Origin of the sequence: Aequorivita sp. Q41 (assembly GCF_039831855.1) — a bacterium.
In the GTDB taxonomy this organism is placed as follows: domain Bacteria; phylum Bacteroidota; class Bacteroidia; order Flavobacteriales; family Flavobacteriaceae; genus Aequorivita.
In genome coordinates, this window is the sequence record NZ_JBDPMS010000001.1 from 260,863 (window position 1) to 287,016 (window position 26,154).

The window sequence follows — 26,154 nt, forward strand, 5'->3', positions numbered from 1 at the left end:
ATTATGCTTTGGGGCTTTTTAAATTTTATAAATATACTATGCTACAACAGGGATCCCCGCATTTTTAATTGCTGCAAACCCACCTGCTACATCCGCCAAATTATGGATTCCACGACTTTTTAATATTGAGGCTGCTATAACTGAACGATATCCTCCAGCACAATGGATGTAAAATTTTTCATCACTTGGAAATTCATTTAAATAATCATTCAAAAACCCAAGCGGTGTATGTACTGCCTCAGAAAGATGCGCATTAGAGAATTCGCCATCATTACGAACATCAAAAACAGGAACATGATGCTCCAATTGTGCTTTTAAAACCTCAGCATTAACAGATTCTAAGGAGTCTATTTCTCTACCACTATTTTTCCAAGCTTCCACTCCCCCCTTTAAATACCCAAGGGTATTATCGAAACCTACTCTAGACAATCTTGTAACAGCTTCTTCTTCACGCCCTGGAGAAACCACCAAAAGAATTTTTTGGGATACATCTGCCAATAAAGCGCCCACCCATGGGGCAAAACCACCGTCCAAACCTATAAAAATAGATCGCGGAATATGGTTTTCTATAAACTCTGATTGATGGCGTACATCCAAAACAATTGCGCCAGTTTCATTCGCAATTTTCTCAAAAGTTTCTGGAGCTAAAGGTTTTGTGCCTTCCGTGATAACTTCATCAAAATTCGTGTAACCTTCACGATTCATTTTCACATTCATAGGAAAATAGGAAGGTGGAGGCGCCAAACCATCGGTAACTTCATTTATAAATTCTTCACGCGTCATGGTTGCTCGTAACGCATAGTTCATTTGCTTTTGGTTGCCCAAGGTGTCTACCGTTTCTTTCATCATGTTTTTTCCGCAGGCAGAACCAGCACCGTGCGCTGGATATACAACAACATCATCAGCTAAAACCATTATTTTATTCCGAAGGCTATCAAACAAAATACCCGCTAGGTCTTCTTGAGTGATTTCGTTAGATTTCTGTGCAAGATCTGGGCGGCCAACATCTCCTAAAAAAAGCGTGTCGCCACTAAAAATTGCATGATCCTTACCGTTTTCGTCTTTTAATAAATAGGTCGTACTTTCCATAGTATGCCCTGGTGTGTGTAGCGCGGTAATTGTAATAGCGCCAAGTTTAAACACCTGATTATCCTCTGCTATTATAGCTTTAAAGGTAGGATTTGCCTTTGGCCCATAAATTATGGGAGCCCCTGTTTGCTCTGACAGTGTAATATGCCCACTTACAAAATCTGCATGAAAATGAGTTTCAAAAATATATTTAATTGCTGCATTATCTTTTTGTGCACGCTCTAAATAAGGTTTGGTTTCTCGCAAAGGATCAATAATTGCTACTTCTCCATTGCTTTCTATATAATATGCGCCTTGTGAAAGGCATCCGGTATAAATTTGTTCTACCTTCATTGTTTGTCTGTTTTTAGCAAATATAAGAATTGTAATTTCTAATAATTCAAACTAACCACCCAAACCTGTTTTTTCACAAAACTTTTACATTAAGCCTTACAAGTTGTTTTATCTTTACACATTAACCACTAAAATTTTAATTATGAAAAAGATAGCTTTTATATTGGTTGCACTTTTAGTAGTTGCATCTTGTACTACCGAAAACAAGCAAGAAGATGTAGTTCGCGAGATTGCAAAAAAAGATGCCATTGAAAAATTACAGCTTCCCGAAGGAACAACTTTCAATAATGAAACTATTGAAGTTGTAGAAACTGAATCTGGAGATGCTTCAATTGGAGTACGTTATTTGGTGAAATTAACCATAAAATCACAAGATCGGGAAGGGAATGAAATTATAAATACACATATTTTCAATTATGAAAAAATTGGTGATCGTGGATTGAACCCTGAAGATTACGAACTTATCTCATTTGAATAACCTTATCTATTTTACTATATGAAGCTTTTATTATTAGTACTTTTTTCAAACTTTATTATTTCTTGCAACAGCACGCAAAACACAACGAAGCCCAAAAAAACAAATGTAGATTACGCCAATACAATAACCGCCCAAGAACTTAAAAAGCATTTATACATTTATGCAGGCGATGAAATGGAAGGCAGAATGACTGGAACAAAAGGACAGCAAATGGCTGCGGATTATATTCGTAATTTTTATAAAGCCGAAGGTATTTTGCCAGCACCTGGCACCACTAATTATTATCAAGAAATTCCGGGAAGTTTTTTCGATAGAAGAAAAAACGCACAGCCTTCTGAGAATGTTGCCGCATATATTAAAGGTTCCGAAAAACCGGACGAAGTTATTGTAATTTCTGCACATTTAGACCATGTAGGCATGGATGAGGATGGCAACGTTTTTAATGGAGCGGATGATGATGGCAGCGGAACAGTTTCTATTCTTGAAATTGCCCAAGCTTTTCAGCAAGCAGTAAAAGAAGGTAATGGGCCAAAACGTTCTATCCTATTTTTAAACGTTACTGGAGAAGAAATCGGGCTTTATGGGTCTCGTTATTATACCGAAAACCCTTTATTTCCATTAGAGAATACGGTTTGTAATTTAAATATTGATATGATTGGGAGAATAGACCCAGAGAAGAAAGACACCCCAAACTATCTTTATTTAATTGGAAGTAACAAATTAAGCCAAGAGCTTCAAGATGTTTCTACTGAGGTAAACAATACCTACACAAATTTAGAGTTGGATTATAAATTTGATGACCCTAATGATCCCAACCGTTTTTATTATCGAAGTGATCATTATAATTTCGCCAAAAATAATATTCCAATTATATTTTATTTCAACGGTGTCCATGCGGACTATCACAAAATAACGGATACCCCAGATAAAATTGAATACGATTTAATGGCAAAACGCGCTCAGTTAATATTTCTAACTGCTTGGGAAATTTCAAATCGTGACCAACGAATCTCATTAAACAAGTAATCCTCTCTCAAAAAAAATAGTCTTGGTTAACTAAAAATCCTTCTTGTGAAGGTTTTTTAGTTAAAACCACAAAAAAAGCCCCTCATTTCTGAGGGGCTTCTGCTTTTGGGTGGAAGACCGGGTTCGAACCGGCGACCTCTTGAACCACAATCAAGCGCTCTAACCAACTGAGCTACAACCACCATTTAATTTCAAAACAAAAATCGCTTTGAAAGCGGATGCAAATATAATTCAATTATTAAGGATGCGCAACAGTCAACTATACTTTTTAAATAAGATCAAACAAAGATTTTACAGCGAGGTATCTTTCCACGGTAAAACCTTCAGCATATTCAGTGCCAATCAGCCTTCCCAAGTCTTGTGCCCTATAGGTAATACTATCTCTAAAATTTGTTGAAGAGATAGGTGTAGCGGGTTCATTTGCTTCTTTTTTATGAAACTGACTCTCGTAAGCAAAAACAGCTTCCAGTTTTTTATCCATAAAGCCGGTTACGTCAACCACAAAATCTGGTTCAATATTTTTCCATTGAATGTAATGGTATACAAATTTAGGACGCCATGATTTTTGATTATTCCCTTCATAAATGGTTTCAATCTTTTGCAAGCCACTTAAAAAACAAGCATCACTTGCTAACTTGCTGCCTTTGCCATGGTCAATATGCCTATCGTCTATAGCATTACAAAGCACCACATCTGGGCGATACTTTCGCAGTATTTTAATTATTTCCAGCTGTGAAGCGGGGTTATTAACCAAAAAACCATCAGAAAACCCAAGGTTATGCCGAAACGCTACGCCTAAAATCTTGGCTGCATTTGCAGCTTCTTGATCTCGAATTTCAGCGGTCCCACGAGTTCCCAGCTCGCCACGGGTAAGATCTAGAATTCCTACCTTTTTACCATTGTTAATTTCCTTTGCCAAAGTTGCAGCACAGCCTAACTCTATATCATCCGGATGTGCGCCAATGGCGAGAATATCAATTTTCATACACTAAATTTTATGCTTTTTTTAATTTTGAAACTTTTTGAAAAGCTTCTTCTATATCTGTAATAATATCTTCCGACTCTTCTATTCCTAAAGAAAAACGTAGTAATCCATCACTAATATTTTGTCGTTTACGTTCTTCCACAGAAAGCAATGCATGTGACGTTTTGGCTGGCGAAAGAATCGTAGATTCCACTCCAGCCAAGCTCATAGATGGCTTTATGATTTTTAAAGCTTTCAAAAAACCATCCACATCCACCGCCTCTTTTAATTCAAAAGAAAGCATTCCTGTAAAGCCTTTCATTTGTTTTTTTGCAAGTTTATAATCTGGGTGATTTTTAAGTCCTGGATAATAGACTTTTGCAACCAAAGGATGTTGCGCTAACCACGTTGCTAGTTTTTTTGCGTTTTTATTCTGTGCTTTTACACGAAGCACCATTGTTTTCATACTTCGTTCTAACAGCCAAACGGTGTAATCGCTTAGACTTCCTCCTAGGTTTTTAGCGAGGTTCCAAATAATTTTAATATGCGCTTCACTAGCGGCAACAGCACCTGCCAAAATATCGCTATGTCCGCCCATATATTTTGTAGCGCTATGAATTATAATATCAATACCAAAATCTGCCGGTGTTTGATTTACAGGAGAGGCAAATGTATTGTCGATCATAGTTACAACACCATGTTGCTTCGCCAGTTTTGAAATCATCGCCAAATCAGTAATTCGCATTAACGGATTGGAAGGTGTTTCAATAAAAATAACTTTGGTATTTGACTGCATTTCTTTAGAAAAATCTTTTTCAGAAAACCCTTTAGCGAATGAATATTCTATTCCAAATTTATGAAATTCTTCAACCACAAAATTATACGTTCCACCATATAAAGTCTGTGGCAATACAACATGGTCGCCTTTATGCAAAAATGCAAGCATGGTGGTGCTTATTGCAGCCATCCCACTTCCAAAAATAAGTGCTGCATCACACTTTTCTAAGCGTGCAATTTTCTTAGAAAGCGCCTCTTGGTTTGGCGTATTAAAATACCGCGGATATCGTTTTACTGCAACCGCTTCATATGCATAACTACTAGACATAAATAGAGGAGATACTGCGCCTTTAAACTGTGTGTCCTCAACTTCGCCAACGTGAGTGCATATGGTGTTAATCCCTAATTTACCAGATTTCATAATTGCTTTTTTTGGAAGGACTAAGGTATAAATTATATTTAAGACGTTGGGAGTTTTAATCGCTACAACGCTTCTTTTTTCTATCTTTATAAAAAAAATAGCTATAAAATTTTTACAATGAAATTACTGCTTACCAACATAAAAGAATTACTCCAAGTTCGCGAAAATTGTCCCATAAAATTGAGTGGTGCACAAATGAAAGAACTCCCTACGCTTAAAAATGCATGGATTTATATAAATCAAGGCGTGATTGAAGATTATGGAACGATGGATAAAATGGGGCCTCACCAAGGCTTTAAAACTATTGATTGTAGCGGAAAAATAGTGCTTCCTACTTGGTGCGACAGCCACACACACCTTGTATATGCTGGAAACCGAGAGCAGGAATTTGTAGATAGAATAAACGGATTGAGTTATCAGGAAATCGCTGAAAAAGGAGGGGGAATAGTGAATAGCGCAAAAAAACTACAAGAAACTTCTGAAACAGATCTATACAATCAATCTGCTACACGATTAGAAGAAGTAATGCGCCTTGGTACTGGGGCCATAGAAATTAAAAGCGGTTATGGACTCACTACCGAAGCCGAACTAAAAATGCTTCGCGTGGCAAAAAAACTTTCTGAAAATTACCCAATCCCTATTAAAACTACTTTTCTAGGCGCGCATGCAATCCCGACAGCATACAAAAATAATAAAGACGGGTATCTCGATTTAATTTGCAATGAAATGCTTCCGAAAGTAGCGAAAGAAAACCTCGCTGAATATGTAGATATTTTTTGTGAAGATGGTTATTTTTCGGTAGCGGATATGGAGCGGATTCTTTCCGAAGGAAAAAAGCACAAACTCATTCCAAAGGTTCATGTAAACCAATTTAATAGTATTGGTGGAATTGCTTCCGCAATAAAACATAATGCATTGAGCGTGGACCATCTAGAAGTTTTAACTGATGCAGACCTTGAGGCATTAAAAAATACAGAAACCATGCCAGTTGCACTTCCCTCCTGCTCTTACTTTTTAAGTATTCCCTATACACCGGGCAGAAAAATGATAGATGCTGGATTGCCATTGGCACTTGCTACAGATTATAATCCAGGTTCTACACCCAGTGGAAACATGAATTTTGTTGTTGCCACAGCCTGTATAAAAATGAAATTAACACCTGAAGAGGCAATAAATGCCGCCACCATAAATGGTGCCTATGCAATGGGGTTAAGCAGTACCTATGGTAGTATTACCAAAGGAAAAATAGCCAACCTCATCATTACAAAACCGATTCCTTCGTATGGGTATTTGCCATATGCATTTGGCAGCAATTTGATTGATTCTGTAATTATTAAAGGCGAAGAAGTAAAATGAGTTTTGTAAAAGTATATTCTAAAGAAGATATTCTTCCATTGCTAAAAAAACGCGCTGGGGAAACCAAGTTTGGTGAAGAAATAGGCTTTGTAAAAACAGTTAAAGACTTAAAAAATCATCCTGCAAAATACGTACTTCTGGGAATTCCTGAAGATATTGGCGTTCGTGCAAATCATGGAAATCAAGGGACTTCAAAAGCATGGAAAGCTTCTTTAGGAAGTATTCTGAATATACAACACAACCCATTAACGGATGCTCAAAACATGCTTATATTGGGTGAAATTGATTGTGAAACTCAAATGAAGCAAGCCGAAAGTATTTCAAAAGAAGAAAACCATTATGTTGAAAAACTTGGCGAACTTGTTAGTCAGATTGATCATAAAGTCTGCGAAGTTATTAAAACAATCGTAGAAGCTAAAAAATTTCCAATAATTATTGGCGGTGGTCATAACAATAGTTACGGCATTATAAAAGGGGTTTCGCAAGCGCTACAAAACCCAATAAACTGTATCAATTTTGATGCACATACAGATTTTCGTTCTTTAGAACATCGGCATAGTGGCAACGGTTTTTCATATGCTTTTGAGGAAGGGTTTTTAGGTAACTATTTTATTTTTGGGCTTCATAGAAATTATACTTCTAAAGCGGTTTTTAACTCCATAGAAGAGCACTCTAAAAGAATAAAATTCAACCTTTTTGAAACGATTTCAATACGCAAAGAACTATCTTTTTTTGATGCATTACAAGAAGCAGAAAAGTGCTGCAGCAATGAGAATTTTGGCATTGAACTAGATCTAGATGCAATAGAATGTATGGGCAGCAGTGCAATTTCTCCCAGCGGATTTTCATTAAATGAAGCCCGGAATTTTGTTGCATATTTTTCAAAAAATTCAAATGCATCGTATCTTCATATTTGTGAAGGTTCACCAGAAGCAGAAATTTTTCCAAATCAAGTAGGGAAAGCAATTGCATATTTGGTGAGTGATGTTATTTCAGAAAAATATAATTTGTAAATGAAATTTTTTCTAAAAAATAATTTAAAAACAATCGAGTTAACTTGGCGAGTTTTTACTGCTTTCTACATGTTTCGATATGCGATGGTAAAACTAACTGGCGAGCAGTTTACATATGGTAAAAGCCTTTACAGCAAAACCATCAATGAATTATCTGGCTTAGATTTAACTTGGGTATTTTTTAGTTATTCGCAAGCATTTATAAGCATTATCGCTTTTTTTCAAATTATTGGAGGAATTCTACTATTGTTTAATAAAACAAAGTTAGTTGCCATTGTAATATTACTCCCTATTCTTGTAAATATCCTCTTAATCGATATATTCTATGCAGGTTACACAATACTAGAAGCAATACTAAACCTTTCTTTTTATATTTTAGTTTTGCTATTTGTTGGGTATAACGAACGCACACAAATCTCAAAAGCACTGAATATATTGCTTTTACCTTCAAAAAAAGCGTTAAACATCAAGACAAAAATCTATCAATTATTTTTTATTACTGTCGGTTGTATTCTAACATATATAATTATAAATTTTGTTATAAAAAAACTTCTCTTGGGAATTCAATTTCAATCAGAAATCTTTAATTAATTTATTTCTCTGATAAAATTTTAAAAATCACCTGGATGCGTTTGTAAAATTGAGCTTGTATTCTATTAATTATTCACGATATTTACAATCAGTGAATTACAATCTTTACTTAATAGTACAAACTTTTAAAATCTCCATGATGAAAAATTACACACTCCCTCCCCCAAAAATCACACTTTTACTCATCTTTTCCTTTTTTTTAATTCTGAGTTGTAAAAACAATTCAGAAGAAAAAACTATTAAAAAAGAGACTGGAAAAATGGAATACCCAGCAGAATGGATGTACAATCAACGCGCATATCCAAACAATTATATTAATAAGGATGCCTATAAAGAAGCGGTGCTTCAAACAAAACAAATTCTTGCCAACAGAGCTACTAAAGTTGCTGGGGAATGGGTGCTTGCAGGGCCCATAAATACAGGCGGAAGAATTACAGATGTAGCCATCGCACCAGATAACGACGATCATCTATATTTGGCCACTGCTTCTGGTGGTATTTATAGAAGTTATGACCGCGGGGTTAATTGGACACCTATTTTCGACGAAGTAACAAAACCTTCTATTGGTGATATTGCCATAGCTCCTTCAAATTCTCAAATAATCTATGCTGGGACAGGTGAAGCCAACGCAAGTGCTACCGATGGTGCTTTTTTTGGTGATGGAGTTTATAGAAGTGACGATGCGGGTGACACCTGGACAAATATCGGTCTCCCAGAAAGCAATCATATTGGTCGTATTGTAGTTGACCCCACGAATCCGGATCGGGTTTTTGTAGCTGCAGCTGGACAGTTGTATGGAAAAAATGTAGAACGAGGAGTTTATAGAACAACCAACGCAGGTACTAGTTGGGAACGTGTGCTCTTTGTAACCGACTCCACTGCTGCAATTGATGTCGCTATGAATACCGCAAATACAAACATACTATACGCAGCAATGTGGGAACGTACGCGTAAGCCATGGCAACGTGATTATGGCGGACTTTCTTCAGCAATTCATCGCTCTATGGATGGTGGAACTACTTGGACAGAGCTTGGAGCCGCTCATGGTTTACCTGCACCAAATGCTCAAACAGGTAGAATCGGTATTGCTGTTTCAGAATCTGAACCTTCAACAGTTTATGCGCGTTTTACAACAAATGAAATTACAAATGAATTTAATGGCCTTTATAAGTCCACTGATAATGGTAATAACTGGTCGCAAGTAACTTCCGCCGGAGCATTAAGTGGTATTGATTCAAGTTTTGGTTGGTATTTTGGAAATGTTCGTGTTAATCCGGAAGATGCAAATGAAGTATATGTTATTGGGTTTGAAGCGGTAAAATCTACCAATAGCGGAGCTACATGGCAAACACTTCCAGGAATGCACGTAGACCATCACGCTTTAGATTTTTCTCGAATTAACAATGACTTTATGTTGGCTGGAAATGATGGGGGTGCTTATTATTCTGTAAACGGAGGAACTAGTTGGACACACTTTAGGAATCTTCCTATTACACAATTTTATAATATTGAAGTAGATTACCAACACCCTGAACGACTTTACGGCGGCACACAAGACAATAACACAATACGAACAATCACAGGAGGCTTAGATGACTGGAATTCTATTTTGGGAGGTGATGGTTTTCATGTAAATGTAGACCCCATAGACAATAGATATGTCTATGCTGAATCTCAAAACGGAAACTTACGTCGCTCCACTAATGGCGGAACATCTTTTCAAAATGGAACAAATGGAATTAGCGGAGCAGACCGTGTTAACTGGAATACTCCTGTAATACTTTCGCCTTTTAACTCAGAAAAAATGTTTTACGGAAGTAATAGACTATACACCTCAACAAGAGCTGTTTCTTGGACGGCAATTAGCCCAGATTTAACGGATGGCCCTCACTCGAGCGGGGCTTTATCTTTCGGCACACTAACGGCAATTGCTGCTTCCTATAACAACCTAGATGTAATATATACAGGTAGTGATGACGGAAACGTAAACGTAACTTTTAATGGGGGTACTACTTGGACAAATATAAGTGCAGGACTACCTGATCAGTACATTACTTCAATAGCAATGGTTCCTAGTGACGATATGATTGCTTATGTAACTGTTTCTGGTTTTAGGTATTTAGACTATACGCCACGAGTTTTTAAAACGGAAGATGGTGGCCAAAATTGGACCGATATTTCTTCTAATCTTCCTAATATTCCAGTGAATGATATAATCACTTATCCAGCAGAAAACATGCTTTTTGTAGCTACCGATTTAAATGTTTGGTATTCTAAAGATGATGGTGCTAATTGGACGATATTAGGAGATAATCTCCCACTTACAACTGTGATGGACATTAAGCTGCATGAGCCTACCAAAACTATTTATGCAGGAACTTTTGGAAGGTCAATGCACAAATACGACCTAACTGACTTGTTGAGTGTTAAAGATAATGAACTAGCTGAAAATAGCATTAAAATGTATCCAAATCCAGCGACTTCAGAATTTACAATCTCCCACACACTTTCTTCGGAAGGAACGGTACAGTTGTTTGATATAACTGGAAAAAAGATAAAAGATTTATTTAATGGAGATTTTAGAAATTCTAAAAACATCAACGTAAAAACTGATGGAATTACGGCTGGCACTTACTTAGTGAAAGTAAGTAGCGGCAGCCAAGCTATTACTAAGAAATTAATAATTAAAAAATAAGGAATATTTATTGAACACAGTCGAAAATCAAATTCATTTCGACTGTGTTTATATAAATAGTTTACTGCTTTTCACAGATTACACCCCAAATTGGCAGAGCATTTTTAGAGGTGTTTATTTTTACATTTTCTTTGTCAAGAACCATAAAATGTGAGCTATCACCATAAGTAGCATCAAAAATAGCTGCAAGTGAAAATTTTGGGTTTTTAAAATTTAATGTTTTCCAGTTCCCCTCAGAAATATAAGTTCCTTTTTCTGAAACAATCACTGCTTTTTCATCTGTTTCTGGTTGTGGGATGCTTTTAAAATTAAAGTTGAAGGTATTATTTTTATATAATTCCAACGAAATTGCCGCTACGCCATTCCCCAAACTTTTATAGGAAACGACTTGATTTTCACCCAAAACAATTTCCGTAGCTTCCTTTGAAGATTTCATTGTCGTCTGTTTACTTCCACAAGACGAAATAGTAATTAGTAGCCCAATTATAATGATGCTTTTCCACATAAATTAGCGTATTAATTTTTTATATTTTATCCTTTTCGGCATTAAATCTCCCCCCAAACGCTTCTTTTTATTTTCTTCATAATCACTAAAACCACCTTCAAAATAATATACTTCACTATTGCCTTCAAAAGCGAGAATGTGTGTGCAAATTCTATCTAAAAACCAACGGTCGTGACTAATTACTACTGCACAACCAGCAAAATTCTCTAAACCTTCTTCAAGGGCGCGAAGTGTGTTTACATCCAAATCGTTTGTAGGCTCATCCAGCAATAAAACGTTCCCTTCTTCTTTAAGCGTCATCGCCAAATGAAGTCTGTTACGTTCCCCACCCGAAAGCATAGAAACCTTCTTGTTTTGCTCACTTCCACTAAAATTAAAACGACTTAAATAGGCGCGAGAATTTACTTGCCTTCCTCCCATCATAATCAATTCTTGACTATCGCTAAAGTTTTCCCAGATAGTTTTTTCAGCATCAATATTACTATGTGCTTGATCTACATAAGCAATTTGAGCGGTTTCCCCCACTTCAAAAGTACCTTTATCGGGTGTTTCTTCCCCCATTATCATTTTAAAAATAGTGGTTTTACCAGCACCATTCGGCCCTATAATTCCTACAATTCCAGCTTGAGGTAATTTGAAGTTTAAGTCCTCATAAAGTAACTTATCGCCAAAAGCTTTTGAAACCCCTTTAGCTTCAATAACATTTGTTCCCAATCGCGGCCCATTCGGGATGTATATTTCAAGTTTTTCGTCAAGTTGTTTTTGGTCTTGACTTAATAGTTTATCGTAATTTTGCAAACGTGCTTTTTGTTTTGTTTGTCGGCCTTTTGCTCCTTGACGAACCCATTCAAGCTCCCGTTCTAAAGTTTTTTGACGTTTTCCTGCTTGCTTCTGCTCTTGTGCCAAACGCTTTGATTTCTGATCCAACCAAGAAGAATAGTTTCCTTTCCACGGAATACCTTCCCCTCTATCTAATTCTAAAATCCAACCCGCTACATTATCTAAAAAATAACGGTCGTGTGTTACCGCAATCACTGTTCCTTTATACTCGGAAAGGTGGTGCTCTAACCAATGAACACTTTCCGCATCCAGATGGTTTGTTGGCTCATCAAGCAATAAAACATCTGGTTCTTTTAGTAAAAGCCTGCAAAGTGCAACTCTTCTTTTTTCCCCTCCAGAAAGTACACTTATCAGTTTATCTGGATCTGGCGTTCGCAATGCATCCATTGCAATTTCAAGTTTGGTGTCTAACTCCCAGGCATTGGTAGCGTCTATTTTATCCTGAAGTTTTGCTTGCTTATCCATCAATTCATCCATTTTTGCTGGATTTTCATAAACTTCTGGCAAGCCAAACATATCGTTTATTTTGTTGTATTCATCAAGCACATCAACCACTTCTTGAACCCCTTCTTTTACAACCTCAAGTACGGTTTTTGATTCGTCCAGTTTTGGCTCTTGCTCTAAGTAACCTACGGTATATCCGGGTGCAAAGACCACATCGCCTTGATAGTTTTTTTCTTCCCCCGCAATGATTCGTAAGAGTGTGGATTTACCACTTCCGTTAAGTCCAAGAATACCAATTTTGGCACCATAAAAGAAACTTAGATATATATTTTTAAGAACAGGAGTCTGAGCATTTTGGTAGGTTTTAGTCAACCCAGACATTGAGAAAATTACTTTTTTATCGTCAGCCATATTATTTTGATTTGTTTGTTTATGAAAGTAAGTGTGAAATAAATACCACTTATAGTAGGTAGAAAAGTTGGTCTTATACTATTAAACCCTTCCTTTTAGCGCATTAAAAACCCAAGCAATGGCAAAGAAGCCAATACCAACAGCTGCAAAACCCCAACCAGCTACATCATCATAGCGAAAAGCGCCCAATGCAATTAGCACACACCCCATCAAGATCATTATAAAAGTGGCCCAAGCCAATACTGTATTTTTATTCATTCCCATATGTTTTATTTCGTTGTTTATTTTTTTGAAATGCAAATTTACGTGTAAAAACAAATATCGGTAATATAAAATAGATTTTCGTTAACAAAATGTCATAGTTTCTTACAAAATAGGAAGGAAAAACACAAAGCAGTAAGCTGTTGCTAGGCTGAAATATGTAGAATATTTTTGAATAGTTATGGAATTGAGTTGTCTGCATTTCGTATTTTAGCGCAAACTTATTTTCTCAATGGATTTAAACTTCAACAAAAACGAAGATCACAATAAACTTCTAGTTTCAGATTTAAAAAACAAGCTTGCACACCTAAAACTTGGCGGAGGTCAAAAAAGAATAGACAAGCAGCATGCCCAAGGCAAACTAACGGCTCGCGAGCGTATTGAATATTTGCTGGACACAAACAAACCAAGTATTGAAATTGGTGCTTTTGCTGGCGAGGGCATGTACGCGGAACACGGTGGTGCGCCAAGTGCAGGAGTAGTTGTAAAAATTGGGTATATAAAAGGCAAACAATGCATTGTTGTTGCTAACGATGCGACGGTAAAAGCGGGCGCTTGGTTTCCTATTACCGCTAAAAAAAATCTACGTGCGCAAGAAATTTCCATTGAAAACCGACTCCCAATAATTTATCTTGTAGATAGCGCAGGTGTTTATTTACCGATGCAAGATGAAATTTTTCCAGACAAAGAACACTTTGGAAGAATATTTAGAAACAATGCTGTAATGAGCAGCATGGGTATTACCCAGATTGCTGCGGTTATGGGCAGTTGTGTGGCTGGTGGCGCCTACCTTCCAATTATGAGTGATGAAGCTATGATTGTCGATAAAACCGGAAGTATTTTTCTAGCAGGAAGTTATCTAGTGAAAGCCGCCATCGGCGAATCCATCGATAACGAAACACTTGGTGGAGCAACCACGCATTGTGAAGTAAGCGGGGTAACAGATTATAAAGCTAAAGACGACAAAGACGCCCTCGATAAAATTAAAAATATAGTTTCTAAAATTGGTGATTTCGACAAAGCAGGTTTCAACCGTGAAAAAGCTTTGAAGCCAAAAGAAAAGCAAGAAGATATTTATGGTATTCTACCAAAATCACGTTCGGAACAATACGATATGCGTGAAATAATAAAACGCTTGGTTGATAATAGTGATTTTGATGAATATAAAGAAGGTTATGGACAAACAATTATAACAGCCTATGCACGCATTGATGGCTGGGCAGTTGGTATTGTTGCAAACCAACGCACTTTGGTAAAAACAACAAAGGCAAAAACCAAACCGAGTGAAATGCAATTTGGAGGCGTAATTTATAGTGATAGCGCAGATAAAGCCACACGTTTTATTGCAAATTGCAACCAAAAGAAAATACCACTTGTGTTTTTACAGGATGTTACTGGATTTATGGTAGGTAGTAAAAGCGAGCATGGCGGAATTATTAAAGATGGTGCCAAAATGGTAAATGCTGTGAGTAATAGTGTTGTACCTAAATTTACCATCGTTATAGGAAATAGTTATGGCGCAGGAAACTATGCAATGTGTGGAAAAGCCTATGACCCAAGATTGATAGTTGCTTGGCCAAGTGCAGAACTTGCCGTAATGAGTGGAAACAGTGCTGCCAAAGTTTTGCTTCAAATTGAAACAGCTTCATTAAAAAAGAAAGGTGAAGAAATTACCCCTGAAGTTGAAAAAGAATTATTCGATAAAATTAAAGCGCGTTATGACAAACAAATTTCTCCGTTTTATGCGGCTTCAAGAATATGGACAGATGCCGTTATTGACCCCTTAGATACTCGTAAATGGATTTCTATGGGGATTGAAGCTGCCAATCATGCCCCTATTGAAAAACCTTTTAATCTGGGAATTATTCAGGTGTAATGCTAATTGAGAATATGATTATAGAAATTAAAAAAAGGGCACTTTCGTGCCCTTCTCTCAAAAAAACCAAACCACCTCAAAAATATAGTTTAGAAAATTATTTACTGCTTTTTACCAAGCGTATAAATTCGGCTCTATAACCATCACTATCGCTTCCTTTTCCTGCTTCAGCAAGCGCAAGTACGTCTTCCTTCTTTTTTGTATTTATAAATTCCGATTTGCGTAATTGCATACCAAAAAGAGCGACTGCTGCTGAAAATTTTAAATCGTCAGTAGCATCATCAATTGATTCACCGCCATCTTTTAATGTTTTTACAATCAGTTTGCTTACATCGCCAGTTGGCTCTTTGTATCTAAATTTTACCGTAAGCAGTTCATCTGTAAAAACTTGCCCACTTTGCTTGGTGTATTTTAGGTTGTCTATATCTTTTACATATTTACTTTTTACGCCTACAGGAATAATTTCATACAACGCTGTAACTGTATGTCCGCTTCCTAATTCACCCGCATCTTTGGTGTCATCTTTAAAATCTTCATCGTTCAGTAAACGGTTTTCATACCCAATCAATCGGTATGCTTGCACCTTTGTAGGGTTGAATTCCACTTGTATTTTCACATCTTTTGCAATGGTATAAAGCGTCCCAAAAAACTCTGTTCCCAATACTTTTTGTGCTTCTTGCATGGTATCGATATACGCGTGATTTCCGTTGCCTTTAGCTGCTAATGTTTCTAGTTTACTATCTTTATAATTCCCCATTCCGAAACCAAGACAAGTAAGAAACACACCCGATTTACGTTTTTCTTCTATTAAGTTTTCCATGGAACGATCACTGGAAGCACCTACATTAAAATCGCCATCAGTTGCAAGAATCACACGATTGTTTCCTTTTTTACTGAAGTTTTCCTCCGCAATTTTATAAGCCAATTCAATTCCAGCACCACCTGCTGTTGAGCCACCAGCGCTTAGATTGTTTATAGCTGCTAAAATTTTATTTTTCTCTGCTCCAGAAGTAGGTGAAAGTACCAAGCCAGCAGCTCCGGCATACACTACAATTGAAACTTTATCCTTTTCTCTTAATTTATCCACCAATACATTTAGAGCAGCTTTTAGCAAAGGCAATTTATTTGGGTTTTCCATAGACCCTGAAACATCCAGTAAAAAAACAAGGTTTGAAGGCGGTACATTTTCTAAGGAGATGTCTTTTCCTTTAAGCCCAATCCGAACCAGTTTTGAATCTTGATTCCAAGGACTATTTACAACATCTGCAGTTATGGAAAACGGATCATTAGCTGTAGGCTGCGGATAGTTATATGCGAAATAATTTATCATTTCTTCAATTTTCACGGCGTCTTGCGGAACTTTTTGTCCGTTGTTTAGCATCCTACGAATGTTGCTATACCCTGCTTTATCCACATCTATAGAAAATGTAGAAAGGGGTGCAGTAGTTACACTTTTGAAAATATTTTCATTAATACGCCCGTAAGATTCGTTATCAGATACGGGATTTGAATGATTTGACGATGTTCCTCGAATTAAAACTTTTTGTTCGGATCTAGAATTTCCATTAATTGAACTTATTTGAACCCCTGCAGCTTTACCTTGCAATGATTTATTAAGAGATTTTGAATTTTTAGTAGTAACAGAATATCCTAAAAAATTCTTTTCCCTTTTTGTTGCATATGCTGTTACAACAACTTCATCTAAAGATGCACTAGGTTCTAAACTCACGTTTATCTTTTCGGAGTTTTTCACCTTTATTTCTTTGGTTTTAAACCCTACATACGAAAAGACTAATTTCTGTCCAATTTCTGCTGCTATACTATAATTACCATCAAAATCGGATTGTGTACCAGAGAAAGTGCCTTTTACACTAATATTTACTCCTGGCAATGGAAGTCCTGTATCTTCAGTTGTCGTTCCAGAAATTATAATTGACTGTGCTTGCAGCTGAAAACTCAGCAATGCAGCTGCTAAAAATGTTATTATTTTTTTCATAATACGTGGGTTTAGGGTTTAACTTAAAGTAAAACTACCCTACAGGATGAAAACATAAAATAACGAATGAGGGAACGCGGGTTTTGGATGAGGGAAAGTTGGATACTTTTAACAAAAAAACTACATTTGATAACTTTTTATTCTTTTTTTATTAAAATAAATGAAAATGTAAACTCCTAACCTCCCTGAATTATGCAAAAAAAAACGCCTCTTCTTACACCAAAATCTTTTTTTAGAACATACGCTCTTATTCATTTATCTATGGTAGGTGGTGTGCTACTATTTGCCTTAATTATTTTTTTACAAACAAAAGAACACGCATTAATATTAAGCTACAATGGAGATAAATTATTCTTTATTGTGCCTATAATGGCAATTTTAGGAATAGTAGCTGGAAATTATATATACCAAAACATTTTAAAAAAACTGGCTTCAAAAAACACATTAACAGAAAAGTTGAGCGGCATACAAACTGCAGCTCTTATAAAATATGCTCTTATTGAAGCGCCTGCATTATTAAGTGTAACAGCATTTATGCATGACGGAAATCTCTATTTTTTAATAATCACATTAGTACTAGCGGGATGGTTAATACTTCAAAAACCTACACGCGATAAAATAGTACAAGATTTAAAACTGGAAGGAAATTTGAAAAATCAATTTCAACAGCAAGATCAACCTGTAACATAAAAGCCTTGGCCTATATAAGTTAGCGTACTTCTATATCTTCGTCAATGGATTGGCTATCAAAAAATATACTAAAATAGGTCTTTCATGCTCTAGAAAGTTTTAAAGAGCTATTTTATAATTTCTGTTTTTTCTATAATTGCCCCTCTTTTTATTTTTCCTGTATCTGTATAAATAAACTGAGCCGTTTTATAGATTTTTTTAGGTATTTCATATTTTGAAAGTACTTTAAAAGCTTCCGAAAAATCTTCTAACTTCAAATTTTCACTACGTTCTACTATTAAAATCAATTGATCGCCTAAAGCTTCATTTTTTTCAGAAGCAACAATAAAAGGAGAATGAATATGTTGCGAAAGTTTTTCCTCTACCAACTCCGGATGCACTTTTACACCTCCTGTATTTATTACAGTATCGATTCTTCCTAAAAATTTAAAGGAAGTTGGTGAAAGGAGCTCAACAACATCATTTGTAACCACCGTTTCTTCCGAAATTTCTGAGGCATGAATTTGCAAACAATCATTTTCAGTTTGTGAAAAAATTACTTTTGGAAGTGCCGAAAAAACAGGCGATTTTTCAGCACCATTTATAGGGCGCACAGCAATGTGGCTGATGGTTTCAGTCATTCCATAGGTAGCAAATACGGCGGTTTTAATATGTTGCAGTTCTTTTTCAAGCACATTTGACAGCGCACCACCACCAATAATCAGTTTTTTTACTTTGGGCAAATCAGCTAATGAATAAAACGCTTGATACGGAACCATTGCTGTAAAATCGAATTCATCCTTACTTTTTTTAAGTGGATTTTTTTTAGGAGCAACAGCATGTAAATTCCAGCCTCCTATCATTGCACGAACAAGCATCATTTTGCCAGCTATATATTCTGCAGAAAGACATAAAAGCGCCTTTGTATCTTCTTTTAAATCGAAATACATATTTGTAGCATTGGCGCTATTAAATACGTGGATTTTTTTAAGTAAAACCTCTTTTGGCACTCCTGTAGAGCCAGAAGTACGAACCTTTATAAAATCATTTCCATTTAGCCATTCTACAATAAAACGTCCTATTGATGCCTCGTAGTTATTTCCGTTTTCAACTAATTTTAACGCATAAGTATTTAGTGCTTCAGCCGAAAGGAATGCATTCTCGTTAAGCTTAAATTTGGTGTGTACTAACGGTTCCACTATTCTATAGCTGTTGCCTTTGAAGCGTTTTCTTCAACCATCTCGAGAGGTTCATCAACTTTTCCAAAAAGCTTTCCTCCCCAATCACTCCATTTATAACGCCAAGCCATGATTAATAAAAAGATTGGATATAAAATTAAAACTGGTGCGATAACATCTATACCAGCGGAGGGCTCTGAAATATCTTTTAAAATGGAATGAGTTTTAAATACAGTCCAATCGGAGGTTACCAAAAGCGCCGCTATTAAATTATTTCCTGCATGAAAACCTAATGCAAGCTCCATTCCTTCATCCATAAGCGTCATAATACCAAGGAAAAAACCTGTCCCAATATAGTAAACCATCACTATGTTTCCTAACTTACCTACTTCTGGGTTTGAAATGTGGAGTGCCCCAAAGACCACTGAAGTTATTAATAAGGGAAGCCATCTATTTTTTGCTAAAACACCGATTCCCTGCATTAAATAACCGCGAAATACATACTCTTCAAAACTTGTTTGCATGGGGATCATAACTATAACAATTACAGCTAAAATGAGGAATGGAACTAAATCAAACTGCACCACATAATTTTCTGGATTATTGTAATAATCTAATAATGTAAACCCGAGTGTTGTGAGAACAATAAGTCCGAATGAAAAAAAGATACGACCCCAATCAATTTTTTTACGAGAAGTAGTTAATTTTAAAAGTGGTTGTTTATGAAAGTGTTTCACTATCAAAAATAGTCCAGCCAAGCCAATTGCAAAACTAAGAAGCATCAAAAACAGCGTTAGGTTAGAGTCCAAAATAGTCATCAGCGTATTTTGGTCTTGTAATGAAGTTATATCTTTCCCTTCTGAAAACATTTTAAGCGCAGCAACAATAATAAAAGGTAGTGCCCCAATTTGACTTACAATAAAAACAATTGTAAATCCAACTAAATAACGCCACCATTCGTTTTTATATCTAAAAGCTTGTTGAATATACATATATAATGATTTATAAAAAATTTACTTTACTGAGGTATTTTAAAATTCCACTGTGCATTTACAAGATAGCATAAAGTTCCTTTTGATACCTCCAATGGACTCTCAATATTATTAGTATATAGGCTTCCTGTGCCTAAACCTTGAGGCAATTTACTATTTTTTGTGAATGTATATTGTGAAATCGCGTTTAATCCGACATTACTCTCCAAAGCAGAAGTAATCCACCACCCTGCTTTATGGTTTTCAGCAAGGTTTATCCAGCTATCGCTCCCGCCAAAACCTCCTATTAATGAGGGCTTTATAATTATATATTGAGGACCTATGGTATCGATCAACTTATTTTTTTCTTCATCTAAAAAAATGCCTATCAATTCCTCATCCAAGGCAATTGGTAGGGGTGTCTCTTCACAAAGACGTGCCATTTCTTGCCACTGTCCTTGTTTTATGGGTTGCTCAATGGAATGTAATTGTAGGTCTGAAAGAATTTTTAATTTTTCTAAAGCTTCTCTGTATAAAAAAGCACCATTTGCATCTACGCGAAGTTCAACTTCCAAAGCTGAAAATTCTTTTCGGATGGCTTTTAGCAATCCCAATTCAGTTTTGAAATCTATTGCCCCAATCTTCATTTTAATGCAGGTAAAACCTTGCTTTAACTTTTCCGAAATTTGTGCTTTCATAAAAGCTTTATCGCCCATCCAAACTAAACCATTTATTGGAATTGTAGCTTCACCACGTGTAAATTGTGAAGGAAAAATTTCAAATGGATTTTTAGAATTTAAAGATTTAAAAGCGGTTTCAATCCCGAATTGTATTGAAGGAAATTCTTGTAATTCTTCAAGTATTTTTTCTTCTTTTACACCTTGGCTAATAGCTTCGCAAGCTCTTTTAAGGGTTGCTTCATAATCTATGCGATCGTCTATGCTTAAACCTCGTAACAGACCACATTCCCCTACTCCAAAACTTTCTTTCGTTTTTAAAATAAGAAAAAATGTTTCTTTAGTTTTCATCACCCCCCGAGAAGTCCCGCTAGGACGCTTGAAATTTAGAATATGCTTATGAAATGTTGCTTTCACTTAGGATTATTAGGTTGATTAAGAGTCGATTTAAATTTTGAAGTTATTTTTTTTTGCAATAATGCAAAATTGACTTATTGTAGGCGCGTGATTAATCGCGTCCCTACTCGGTGTTCCCTTTTTATAATTCTATACTCTCTCCTATTTCAAGAAGCATTAAATCTTTATTAGCATCATAAAATTTACGTTTTGCTTCTTCGTGGTCAATCTCAACATAGCCAAAAGTATCGTAATGGACACCCAATACTTTATCGCACTGCACAAAATCGCTAGCAATAATTGCATCTTCAATTCCCATAGTAAAGTTATCGCCTATAGGTAAAATTGCCAAATCTAACTTTGTTTGTAGCGGTATCAATTTCATATCCATTGTTAGCGCAGTATCGCCCGCAATATATATATTTTTATGTTCGCCTTCAATCACAAAACCCCCAGGTTGACCACCGTAGCTTCCATCTGCAAAAGAGCTTGTGTGGATGGCGTTTACATATTTTACTTTTCCGAATTCAAATTTCCAGCTTCCTCCATGATTCATTGGGTGTACTTCAATACCTTTTGTTTCGTAATGTGTCGCTATCTCAAAATTACTGACAATTACAGCTGCTGTATTTTTAGCTATTGCCTCAGCATCAAGTGTATGATCTTGATGTGCATGGGTTAACAGAATATAATCTGCCTTAAGAGTCGTAATGTCAATTTTATCTTTTGCAAGGTCGTTTCCGGTAATAAAAGGATCTACCAAAATGTTTTTACCTTTTATCTCAATACCCAAGCAATTATGCCCGTAGAATGTAATTTTCATATTATTTTTTTAAATAAATATACTAAACAAGATTGCAAACAAAAAAGTGCTTAACGCAACTTTTTTCAATTCACCATCAAGTAACATAGGTATCTTGTTGTTAAAAACAGTTTTAATGTTTAGTAAAAAAGGAATAAAAGCAAGAATATATACAAACTGCAAGGGTTCGCGATAATTGATTATGGTGTAAATTAGTGCACATAACATTCCAAAAAGCAATAAGAAAGCGTGATATTGCTTTGCTTTTTTAATCCCCAATTTAACAACTAACGTATTTTTTCCTGCGGTGGCGTCATTTTCAATATCGCGCATATTGTTTAAATTTAATACTGCGGTACTAAAACAACCTATTGCTGTAGCTGGCAACACCAACCCCCAATTTAAGCTGTGTGTAAAAAGATAGTAGCTTCCTAAAACGCTCAATAATCCGAAAAACAGAAATACAAAAACATCGCCTAAGCCAGAATAACCGTAAGCTTTTTTACCCACAGTATATTTTACAGCCGCAATAATGGAAACAATTGTAAGATTAAAAAACACAAAAGAAATGATGAAATTTTGATTTCCAAAAGCTTTGAAAATTAAAATTGTAGCTAAGAAAAAAGTAATGATTCCGGTACTAATCATTCCAATTTTCATCTGTTTTGGTGAAATTATCCCCGAAGCAACCATTCGTTTTTCGCCTTTTCTTTTGGCGTCTGTTCCGCGTATGCCATCTCCATAATCGTTTGCAAAATTAGAAAGCACTTGAAAACCGATGGTGACTATTATTGCTAACCAAAACGTAAGTGATTCAATTATTGATGAACCAGATAAGCAAACTACTCCACCAAACTCTATATCAGCTTGTTCTTGAAAAAAAATATTTTTTTGAACTATTCCAGCACTCGCCCCAACAATAATCCCTGAAACCGAAAGTGGCAATGTGCGTAATCTTGCGGCTGCAAACCAAGCTTTAATTTTTGTCATTCAAGATATTTTTTGAAACACAAAAATACATTTAAAAAGTAAAAACCGCTTCTAATTAAAGAAGCGGTTTAAAGCTTAACAATTCAAAATATAAAAAATAAACAACTACTTAATAATCAATTTTTGTGAAACCCCTGCCTCATTTTTAATAATGTACGTTCCAGCATTAAGGCTAGAAACATTCAAGGATGCCGTTTCATTTGTTGAAATAATTTTACGTCCCAACATATCAAAAACAGTATAAAAATCTGGTTTACTTAAAAACACATTCTCATTCGCTGGGTTTGGATACACTTTAAAGCTTTCAACTGCGTCAAGTTCATTGTCATTCACAGAAAGAAAAACATTATCTAACGAATAAATACTTAGGGTAGCGCTCACTTCATTTGAAAGAATCACCAAAGCTTTCCCCGTTGGGCTATCTGCAGCAGCAATATACACAACTCCTTCTGGCCCTAAATCTCCACTTTCAGGTGCTCCAGGAGCTGTTCCTCTACTATTTACATACTGAAGGAATGCTGGATTTGCGGGATCGGTAACATTATAAACCATCATTCCACCAACACGTTCTAATAGTATAAAAGCATACGCTTGATCGCCAATTTGTTTCACCACCACGCCTTCTGGCTCTGGCCCTTTGTTATCACTTCTGTTTTTGAATGTATTATTATCATTACTCGCATTAAATATGCCCCCCAATGTTGGGTCTGCAGCAGTAATTACTTCAAAATCGTTGCCACTATCGTAAACTAAGTTTCCTGTTTCTGCTTCAAAAATGCTAAAAGAACGTCCTCCAAAAACGTGTATTTCTTCATATAAGCCATCGCCATCTGCATCCCCAGAAGCAGCGCTTACATTTATATCGCCTAGGTTGGTTTTTAATTCTAATATAGCTGCATCAGAAAAAATAGCTGGATCTAAAATATAATCTGCATCGCCAATCTTTTTTTCTTCTTCGTACCCAGAATAATCACGTGAATCTCCTTCATTGGCAGTAACAATATACCCTGTACCGTTTACCGAGTAATAAGAAACCGCATCTGGCATGTACAACCCGTGAACGGGCCAAGAAGCGTTGAAAATAAAATCAGTTTCATCTGAAGTATCCAAAGAGTGCTGCGGTAAACTATGGTCTTTTTTTCCGAAGGAAATAATTTCAGTAATTTCCAAAGTAGTTAAATCAATTATTGCATACGCATTATTCTCTTGAAGAACTACGTAAGCCATTTGCGAATCGTCTGAAACCGCAATATATTCTGGTTCCATATCCTGTGAAACTGTTGCATTTGGACCAAAAACACGAACTCCAGCAGCTTTTAAAACAGCTTCTTGTGAATCAAAAGCATTAAAATTTAAAGTAGTTACATCTGCTTGTGTAATATTTCCCAAACCAGCGGTAACATCAATTACAGAAACAGAACCTTCCGGATCTATTGTATAATCGTTACTCGGTTGGCCTTCATTTGCTACCAAAAGCTTTGTGCCATCTGGAGAAAAGGTAAGCATATCTGGTAAAGAACCTACTTCCAATACGGTGGTATTATTTCCATCTGTATCTGCAAGGACTACAAAACCGTTATCAAGAGGATTGTTGGCTGCAATTGCTGCGGCAACCATTCCATTGTTTACTGCTACACTTTGCACAGAACTTCCAAAAGAAGTAATAGCAACTGTAGCTATAGAAGTAATATTTTCTGGATCAGAAAAGTCTAAAGCTTCAATAGCACCTACTGTAGTTACAAAAAGACGCTGAGAAGCAGGATCATAAGCTGTAATTTCTGCAGTTCCACCAGCATCAACTAAATAACTTGTTAGATAGTTTACATCAAGTTCTGAAGTGTTTGCTGAAGGTACTTCTGTATCATCATCAAGTATATATACTGAAAATAAAGCTGTAGTTCCTATGGTTACATTTGATTCGTTTGCAAGTGAAAGAACGAAGAACAAATCACTCCCATCTTCAGTATTGTTTAGAATAGGAATTGTCACCGATTGTGAAGCAGTACTCCCTGCGTTAAAACTTAAAGCCTGCGTAGAAGCAAATGTAAAATCTGTGCCTTCAACAGCAGTTCCACCCTGATGCAAACTTACCTCAACTGTTCCATTAACGGTTGGTGCTTGTGAAACCTGAACATGTATCGTTACAGAATTTCCATCTTCAGGAACTGAAATATAAGACGTCTCAAACTGAACACTAACTGTATTAACAGCGGTTCCATTTCCAGGAGACCCGATATTAGGAACATCTGCATTACTCCCTCCTAAATCAATCGTTTCCACAGCACCATTGGCATTTCCCACCATACTAAAAGCAGCAAGCTCTACATCAAAAGACTGACCATCGTTTGCGGAAGTATCTGGATATGAAGCAGTATTTACTGGCAAAGTTGCCATTGGGTCGCTTGCCCAAATATTCACTGCATCACCACCAGCACCAAGGCCAGCGCCATCAGTATAGCCTATTTGAACAGTAGACAAATCTATTACTTGGCTCCAAACAGCAGTAAAAGTTGCAACATCGCTTGCATCTCCTATTAATACAACCGCAAAACCATTTGGTTGAATTTCTGAAATACCATGAATAATATCTGCAGTAGTAGGATCAGCAGATTCATCGTCATAATACAAATTGTCATCAACGCCAGAAACCCAAGCGGCGGTACCAGTGTTTTTAATTTCAAACCAGTCTGCAGTTAAATCTGTCCCGTCTTGACCTGAGAATATTTCAGTAATAATAAGTTTAAAAGCACCTGCTACATTTCCAGGAGAACCAATATTAGGCACAGCTGCACTTCCGCCTCCCATAGCCTTAGTTGCAACAGCGTTATTAATATTACCAACAACACTAAAAGTAGCAAGATCAATATCGTAAGTTTGACCATCGTTTGCAGATGTATCGGGATATGAAGCAGAAGCAATAACCGCAGTCGTTAGTGGATCGCCCAGCCATAAATTTACTGCATCACCACCAGCACCAAGGCCAGCGCCATCTGTGTAACCAATTTGAATCCCTGTAAAGTCTATAACTTCACTCCAAACCGTAGTAAAAGTTGCAACATCGCTTGCGTCACCTAGTATTACAATTGCAAAACTATTTGGTTGAATTTCTGAAATACCTTGAATGATATCTGCAGTGGTAGGATCGGCAGATTCATCGTCATAATACAAGTTACCATCCACGGCAACTTGATACACTGAAGCTCCGGTATTCTTAATTTCGAACCAATCAGCGGTTAAATCTGTTCCATCTTGACCAGAAAAAATTTCAGTAATCTCAAAAGATGTAGCCAATCCTTTTTCTATACTTAAAGAATTTTGTGAGAATGAAAATGTGCTTAAAAGCAAAAATGCAAAAAGTGTGGTTTTTTTCATTAGTATTTATAATTATAAATTTT

General features: G+C 36.2%; 21 protein-coding genes and 1 tRNA gene. 8 read left to right on the forward strand and 14 right to left on the reverse strand.

Going from position 1 to position 26,154, the window contains the following annotated elements; all coding sequences use genetic code 11:
- Nucleotides 1-36: 36 nt before the first annotated feature.
- Nucleotides 37-1,422, reverse strand: coding sequence for a rhodanese-like domain-containing protein (locus ABJ955_RS01225; RefSeq protein WP_347372783.1), 1,386 nt, complete (start codon nucleotides 1,420-1,422; stop codon nucleotides 37-39).
- Nucleotides 1,423-1,564: 142 nt separating this feature from the next.
- On the opposite strand from ABJ955_RS01225, the gene ABJ955_RS01230 reads away from it, so the two are divergent.
- Entirely contained in the window at nucleotides 1,565-1,900 is a 336-nt protein-coding gene (locus ABJ955_RS01230) for a membrane lipoprotein lipid attachment site-containing protein (protein WP_347372784.1), read from the forward strand.
- 18 nt (nucleotides 1,901-1,918) lie between these two features.
- Nucleotides 1,919-2,926 (forward strand): M28 family metallopeptidase, encoded by a 1,008-nt coding sequence (locus ABJ955_RS01235; protein ID WP_347372785.1) that lies wholly within the window; start codon nucleotides 1,919-1,921, stop codon nucleotides 2,924-2,926.
- 107 nt (nucleotides 2,927-3,033) lie between these two features.
- Here ABJ955_RS01235 and ABJ955_RS01240 read toward each other — a convergent pair.
- From ABJ955_RS01240 to ABJ955_RS01250, 3 genes are all read right to left on the reverse strand, one after another.
- Nucleotides 3,034-3,109, reverse strand: a tRNA-His gene (locus tag ABJ955_RS01240).
- Between the two features lie 85 nt (nucleotides 3,110-3,194).
- The gene (bshB1, locus tag ABJ955_RS01245) at nucleotides 3,195-3,911 is read right to left on the reverse strand and encodes a bacillithiol biosynthesis deacetylase BshB1 (RefSeq protein WP_347372786.1); all 717 of its coding nucleotides are present in this window, start codon (nucleotides 3,909-3,911) and stop codon (nucleotides 3,195-3,197) included.
- Nucleotides 3,912-3,921: 10 nt separating this feature from the next.
- Nucleotides 3,922-5,088 carry a PLP-dependent aspartate aminotransferase family protein gene (locus ABJ955_RS01250; protein WP_347372787.1) on the reverse strand — a complete coding sequence of 389 codons (1,167 nt, stop codon included), beginning with the start codon at nucleotides 5,086-5,088 and terminating at the stop codon, nucleotides 3,922-3,924.
- Nucleotides 5,089-5,205: 117 nt separating this feature from the next.
- Between ABJ955_RS01250 and hutI the strand changes: the two genes are divergently transcribed.
- From hutI to ABJ955_RS01270, 4 genes are all read left to right on the forward strand, one after another.
- Nucleotides 5,206-6,444, forward strand: a complete 1,239-nt coding sequence (hutI, locus tag ABJ955_RS01255; RefSeq protein ID WP_347372788.1) for an imidazolonepropionase — start codon at nucleotides 5,206-5,208, stop codon at nucleotides 6,442-6,444.
- Nucleotides 6,441-7,457, forward strand: a complete 1,017-nt coding sequence (locus ABJ955_RS01260) for a formimidoylglutamase (RefSeq protein ID WP_347372789.1) — start codon at nucleotides 6,441-6,443, stop codon at nucleotides 7,455-7,457. The genes hutI and ABJ955_RS01260 overlap by 4 nt, the downstream gene beginning before the upstream one ends.
- A complete protein-coding gene (locus ABJ955_RS01265; protein WP_347372790.1) occupies nucleotides 7,458-8,048 on the forward strand; it encodes a hypothetical protein in 591 nt (196 codons plus the stop codon).
- Nucleotides 8,049-8,184: 136 nt separating this feature from the next.
- Nucleotides 8,185-10,743 carry a T9SS type A sorting domain-containing protein gene (locus tag ABJ955_RS01270; RefSeq protein ID WP_347372791.1) on the forward strand — a complete coding sequence of 853 codons (2,559 nt, stop codon included), beginning with the start codon at nucleotides 8,185-8,187 and terminating at the stop codon, nucleotides 10,741-10,743.
- A 61-nt stretch (nucleotides 10,744-10,804) separates the two neighbouring features.
- Here the strand turns inward: ABJ955_RS01270 and ABJ955_RS01275 are convergent, their stop codons facing one another.
- The 3 genes from ABJ955_RS01275 to ABJ955_RS01285 form a co-directional block, all read right to left on the reverse strand.
- A complete protein-coding gene (locus ABJ955_RS01275) occupies nucleotides 10,805-11,248 on the reverse strand; it encodes a hypothetical protein (protein ID WP_347372792.1) in 444 nt (147 codons plus the stop codon).
- Between the two features lie 3 nt (nucleotides 11,249-11,251).
- The gene (gene ettA, locus ABJ955_RS01280) at nucleotides 11,252-12,943 is read right to left on the reverse strand and encodes an energy-dependent translational throttle protein EttA (RefSeq protein ID WP_347372793.1); all 1,692 of its coding nucleotides are present in this window, start codon (nucleotides 12,941-12,943) and stop codon (nucleotides 11,252-11,254) included.
- An 81-nt stretch (nucleotides 12,944-13,024) separates the two neighbouring features.
- Entirely contained in the window at nucleotides 13,025-13,207 is a 183-nt protein-coding gene (locus ABJ955_RS01285) for a CAL67264 family membrane protein (RefSeq protein WP_279447434.1), read from the reverse strand.
- 229 nt (nucleotides 13,208-13,436) lie between these two features.
- On the opposite strand from ABJ955_RS01285, the gene ABJ955_RS01290 reads away from it, so the two are divergent.
- The gene (locus ABJ955_RS01290) at nucleotides 13,437-15,080 is read left to right on the forward strand and encodes a carboxyl transferase domain-containing protein (RefSeq protein WP_347372794.1); all 1,644 of its coding nucleotides are present in this window, start codon (nucleotides 13,437-13,439) and stop codon (nucleotides 15,078-15,080) included.
- A 97-nt stretch (nucleotides 15,081-15,177) separates the two neighbouring features.
- Here ABJ955_RS01290 and ABJ955_RS01295 read toward each other — a convergent pair whose 3' ends face one another.
- On the reverse strand, nucleotides 15,178-17,076 hold the full coding sequence (locus ABJ955_RS01295) for a von Willebrand factor type A domain-containing protein (protein WP_347372795.1): 1,899 nt from the start codon (nucleotides 17,074-17,076) through the stop codon (nucleotides 15,178-15,180).
- A gap of 192 nt (nucleotides 17,077-17,268) precedes the next feature.
- On the opposite strand from ABJ955_RS01295, the gene ABJ955_RS01300 reads away from it, so the two are divergent.
- Nucleotides 17,269-17,766 carry a hypothetical protein gene (locus ABJ955_RS01300; RefSeq protein WP_347372796.1) on the forward strand — a complete coding sequence of 166 codons (498 nt, stop codon included), beginning with the start codon at nucleotides 17,269-17,271 and terminating at the stop codon, nucleotides 17,764-17,766.
- A gap of 107 nt (nucleotides 17,767-17,873) precedes the next feature.
- On the opposite strand, the gene ABJ955_RS01305 is transcribed toward ABJ955_RS01300, so the two are convergent.
- From ABJ955_RS01305 to ABJ955_RS01330, 6 genes are all read right to left on the reverse strand, one after another.
- On the reverse strand, nucleotides 17,874-18,944 hold the full coding sequence (locus ABJ955_RS01305) for an AMP-binding protein (protein ID WP_347372797.1): 1,071 nt from the start codon (nucleotides 18,942-18,944) through the stop codon (nucleotides 17,874-17,876).
- On the reverse strand, nucleotides 18,944-19,915 hold the full coding sequence (locus ABJ955_RS01310; protein WP_347372798.1) for a lysostaphin resistance A-like protein: 972 nt from the start codon (nucleotides 19,913-19,915) through the stop codon (nucleotides 18,944-18,946). Before ABJ955_RS01310 ends, ABJ955_RS01305 begins: the two co-directional genes overlap by 1 nt.
- A gap of 26 nt (nucleotides 19,916-19,941) precedes the next feature.
- The gene (locus ABJ955_RS01315) at nucleotides 19,942-20,988 is read right to left on the reverse strand and encodes an o-succinylbenzoate synthase (RefSeq protein WP_347372799.1); all 1,047 of its coding nucleotides are present in this window, start codon (nucleotides 20,986-20,988) and stop codon (nucleotides 19,942-19,944) included.
- 121 nt (nucleotides 20,989-21,109) lie between these two features.
- On the reverse strand, nucleotides 21,110-21,790 hold the full coding sequence (locus tag ABJ955_RS01320) for a metal-dependent hydrolase (RefSeq protein ID WP_347372800.1): 681 nt from the start codon (nucleotides 21,788-21,790) through the stop codon (nucleotides 21,110-21,112).
- A gap of 9 nt (nucleotides 21,791-21,799) precedes the next feature.
- Nucleotides 21,800-22,759, reverse strand: a complete 960-nt coding sequence (gene menA, locus ABJ955_RS01325) for a 1,4-dihydroxy-2-naphthoate octaprenyltransferase (RefSeq protein WP_347372801.1) — start codon at nucleotides 22,757-22,759, stop codon at nucleotides 21,800-21,802.
- 105 nt (nucleotides 22,760-22,864) lie between these two features.
- Nucleotides 22,865-26,131, reverse strand: a complete 3,267-nt coding sequence (locus ABJ955_RS01330) for a choice-of-anchor I family protein (RefSeq protein WP_347372802.1) — start codon at nucleotides 26,129-26,131, stop codon at nucleotides 22,865-22,867.
- Between the last annotated feature and the right edge of the window lie 23 nt (nucleotides 26,132-26,154).

Coding starts and splice junctions, on each gene's coding strand:
- ABJ955_RS01250 (WP_347372787.1), bottom strand. CDS start 5,088: ATGAAATCTGGTAAATTAGGGATTAACACCATATGCACTCACGTTGGC.
- ABJ955_RS01285 (WP_279447434.1), bottom strand. CDS start 13,207: ATGGGAATGAATAAAAATACAGTATTGGCTTGGGCCACTTTTATAATG.
- ABJ955_RS01260 (WP_347372789.1), top strand. CDS start 6,441: ATGAGTTTTGTAAAAGTATATTCTAAAGAAGATATTCTTCCATTGCTA.
- ABJ955_RS01230 (WP_347372784.1), top strand. CDS start 1,565: ATGAAAAAGATAGCTTTTATATTGGTTGCACTTTTAGTAGTTGCATCT.
- ABJ955_RS01225 (WP_347372783.1), bottom strand. CDS start 1,422: ATGAAGGTAGAACAAATTTATACCGGATGCCTTTCACAAGGCGCATAT.
- ABJ955_RS01235 (WP_347372785.1), top strand. CDS start 1,919: ATGAAGCTTTTATTATTAGTACTTTTTTCAAACTTTATTATTTCTTGC.
- ABJ955_RS01320 (WP_347372800.1), bottom strand. CDS start 21,790: ATGAAAATTACATTCTACGGGCATAATTGCTTGGGTATTGAGATAAAA.
- ABJ955_RS01310 (WP_347372798.1), bottom strand. CDS start 19,915: ATGTATATTCAACAAGCTTTTAGATATAAAAACGAATGGTGGCGTTAT.
- ABJ955_RS01300 (WP_347372796.1), top strand. CDS start 17,269: ATGCAAAAAAAAACGCCTCTTCTTACACCAAAATCTTTTTTTAGAACA.
- ABJ955_RS01290 (WP_347372794.1), top strand. CDS start 13,437: ATGGATTTAAACTTCAACAAAAACGAAGATCACAATAAACTTCTAGTT.
- ABJ955_RS01295 (WP_347372795.1), bottom strand. CDS start 17,076: ATGAAAAAAATAATAACATTTTTAGCAGCTGCATTGCTGAGTTTTCAG.
- ettA (WP_347372793.1), bottom strand. CDS start 12,943: ATGGCTGACGATAAAAAAGTAATTTTCTCAATGTCTGGGTTGACTAAA.
- ABJ955_RS01275 (WP_347372792.1), bottom strand. CDS start 11,248: ATGTGGAAAAGCATCATTATAATTGGGCTACTAATTACTATTTCGTCT.
- bshB1 (WP_347372786.1), bottom strand. CDS start 3,911: ATGAAAATTGATATTCTCGCCATTGGCGCACATCCGGATGATATAGAG.
- ABJ955_RS01270 (WP_347372791.1), top strand. CDS start 8,185: ATGATGAAAAATTACACACTCCCTCCCCCAAAAATCACACTTTTACTC.
- ABJ955_RS01330 (WP_347372802.1), bottom strand. CDS start 26,131: ATGAAAAAAACCACACTTTTTGCATTTTTGCTTTTAAGCACATTTTCA.
- ABJ955_RS01265 (WP_347372790.1), top strand. CDS start 7,458: ATGAAATTTTTTCTAAAAAATAATTTAAAAACAATCGAGTTAACTTGG.
- menA (WP_347372801.1), bottom strand. CDS start 22,759: ATGACAAAAATTAAAGCTTGGTTTGCAGCCGCAAGATTACGCACATTG.
- hutI (WP_347372788.1), top strand. CDS start 5,206: ATGAAATTACTGCTTACCAACATAAAAGAATTACTCCAAGTTCGCGAA.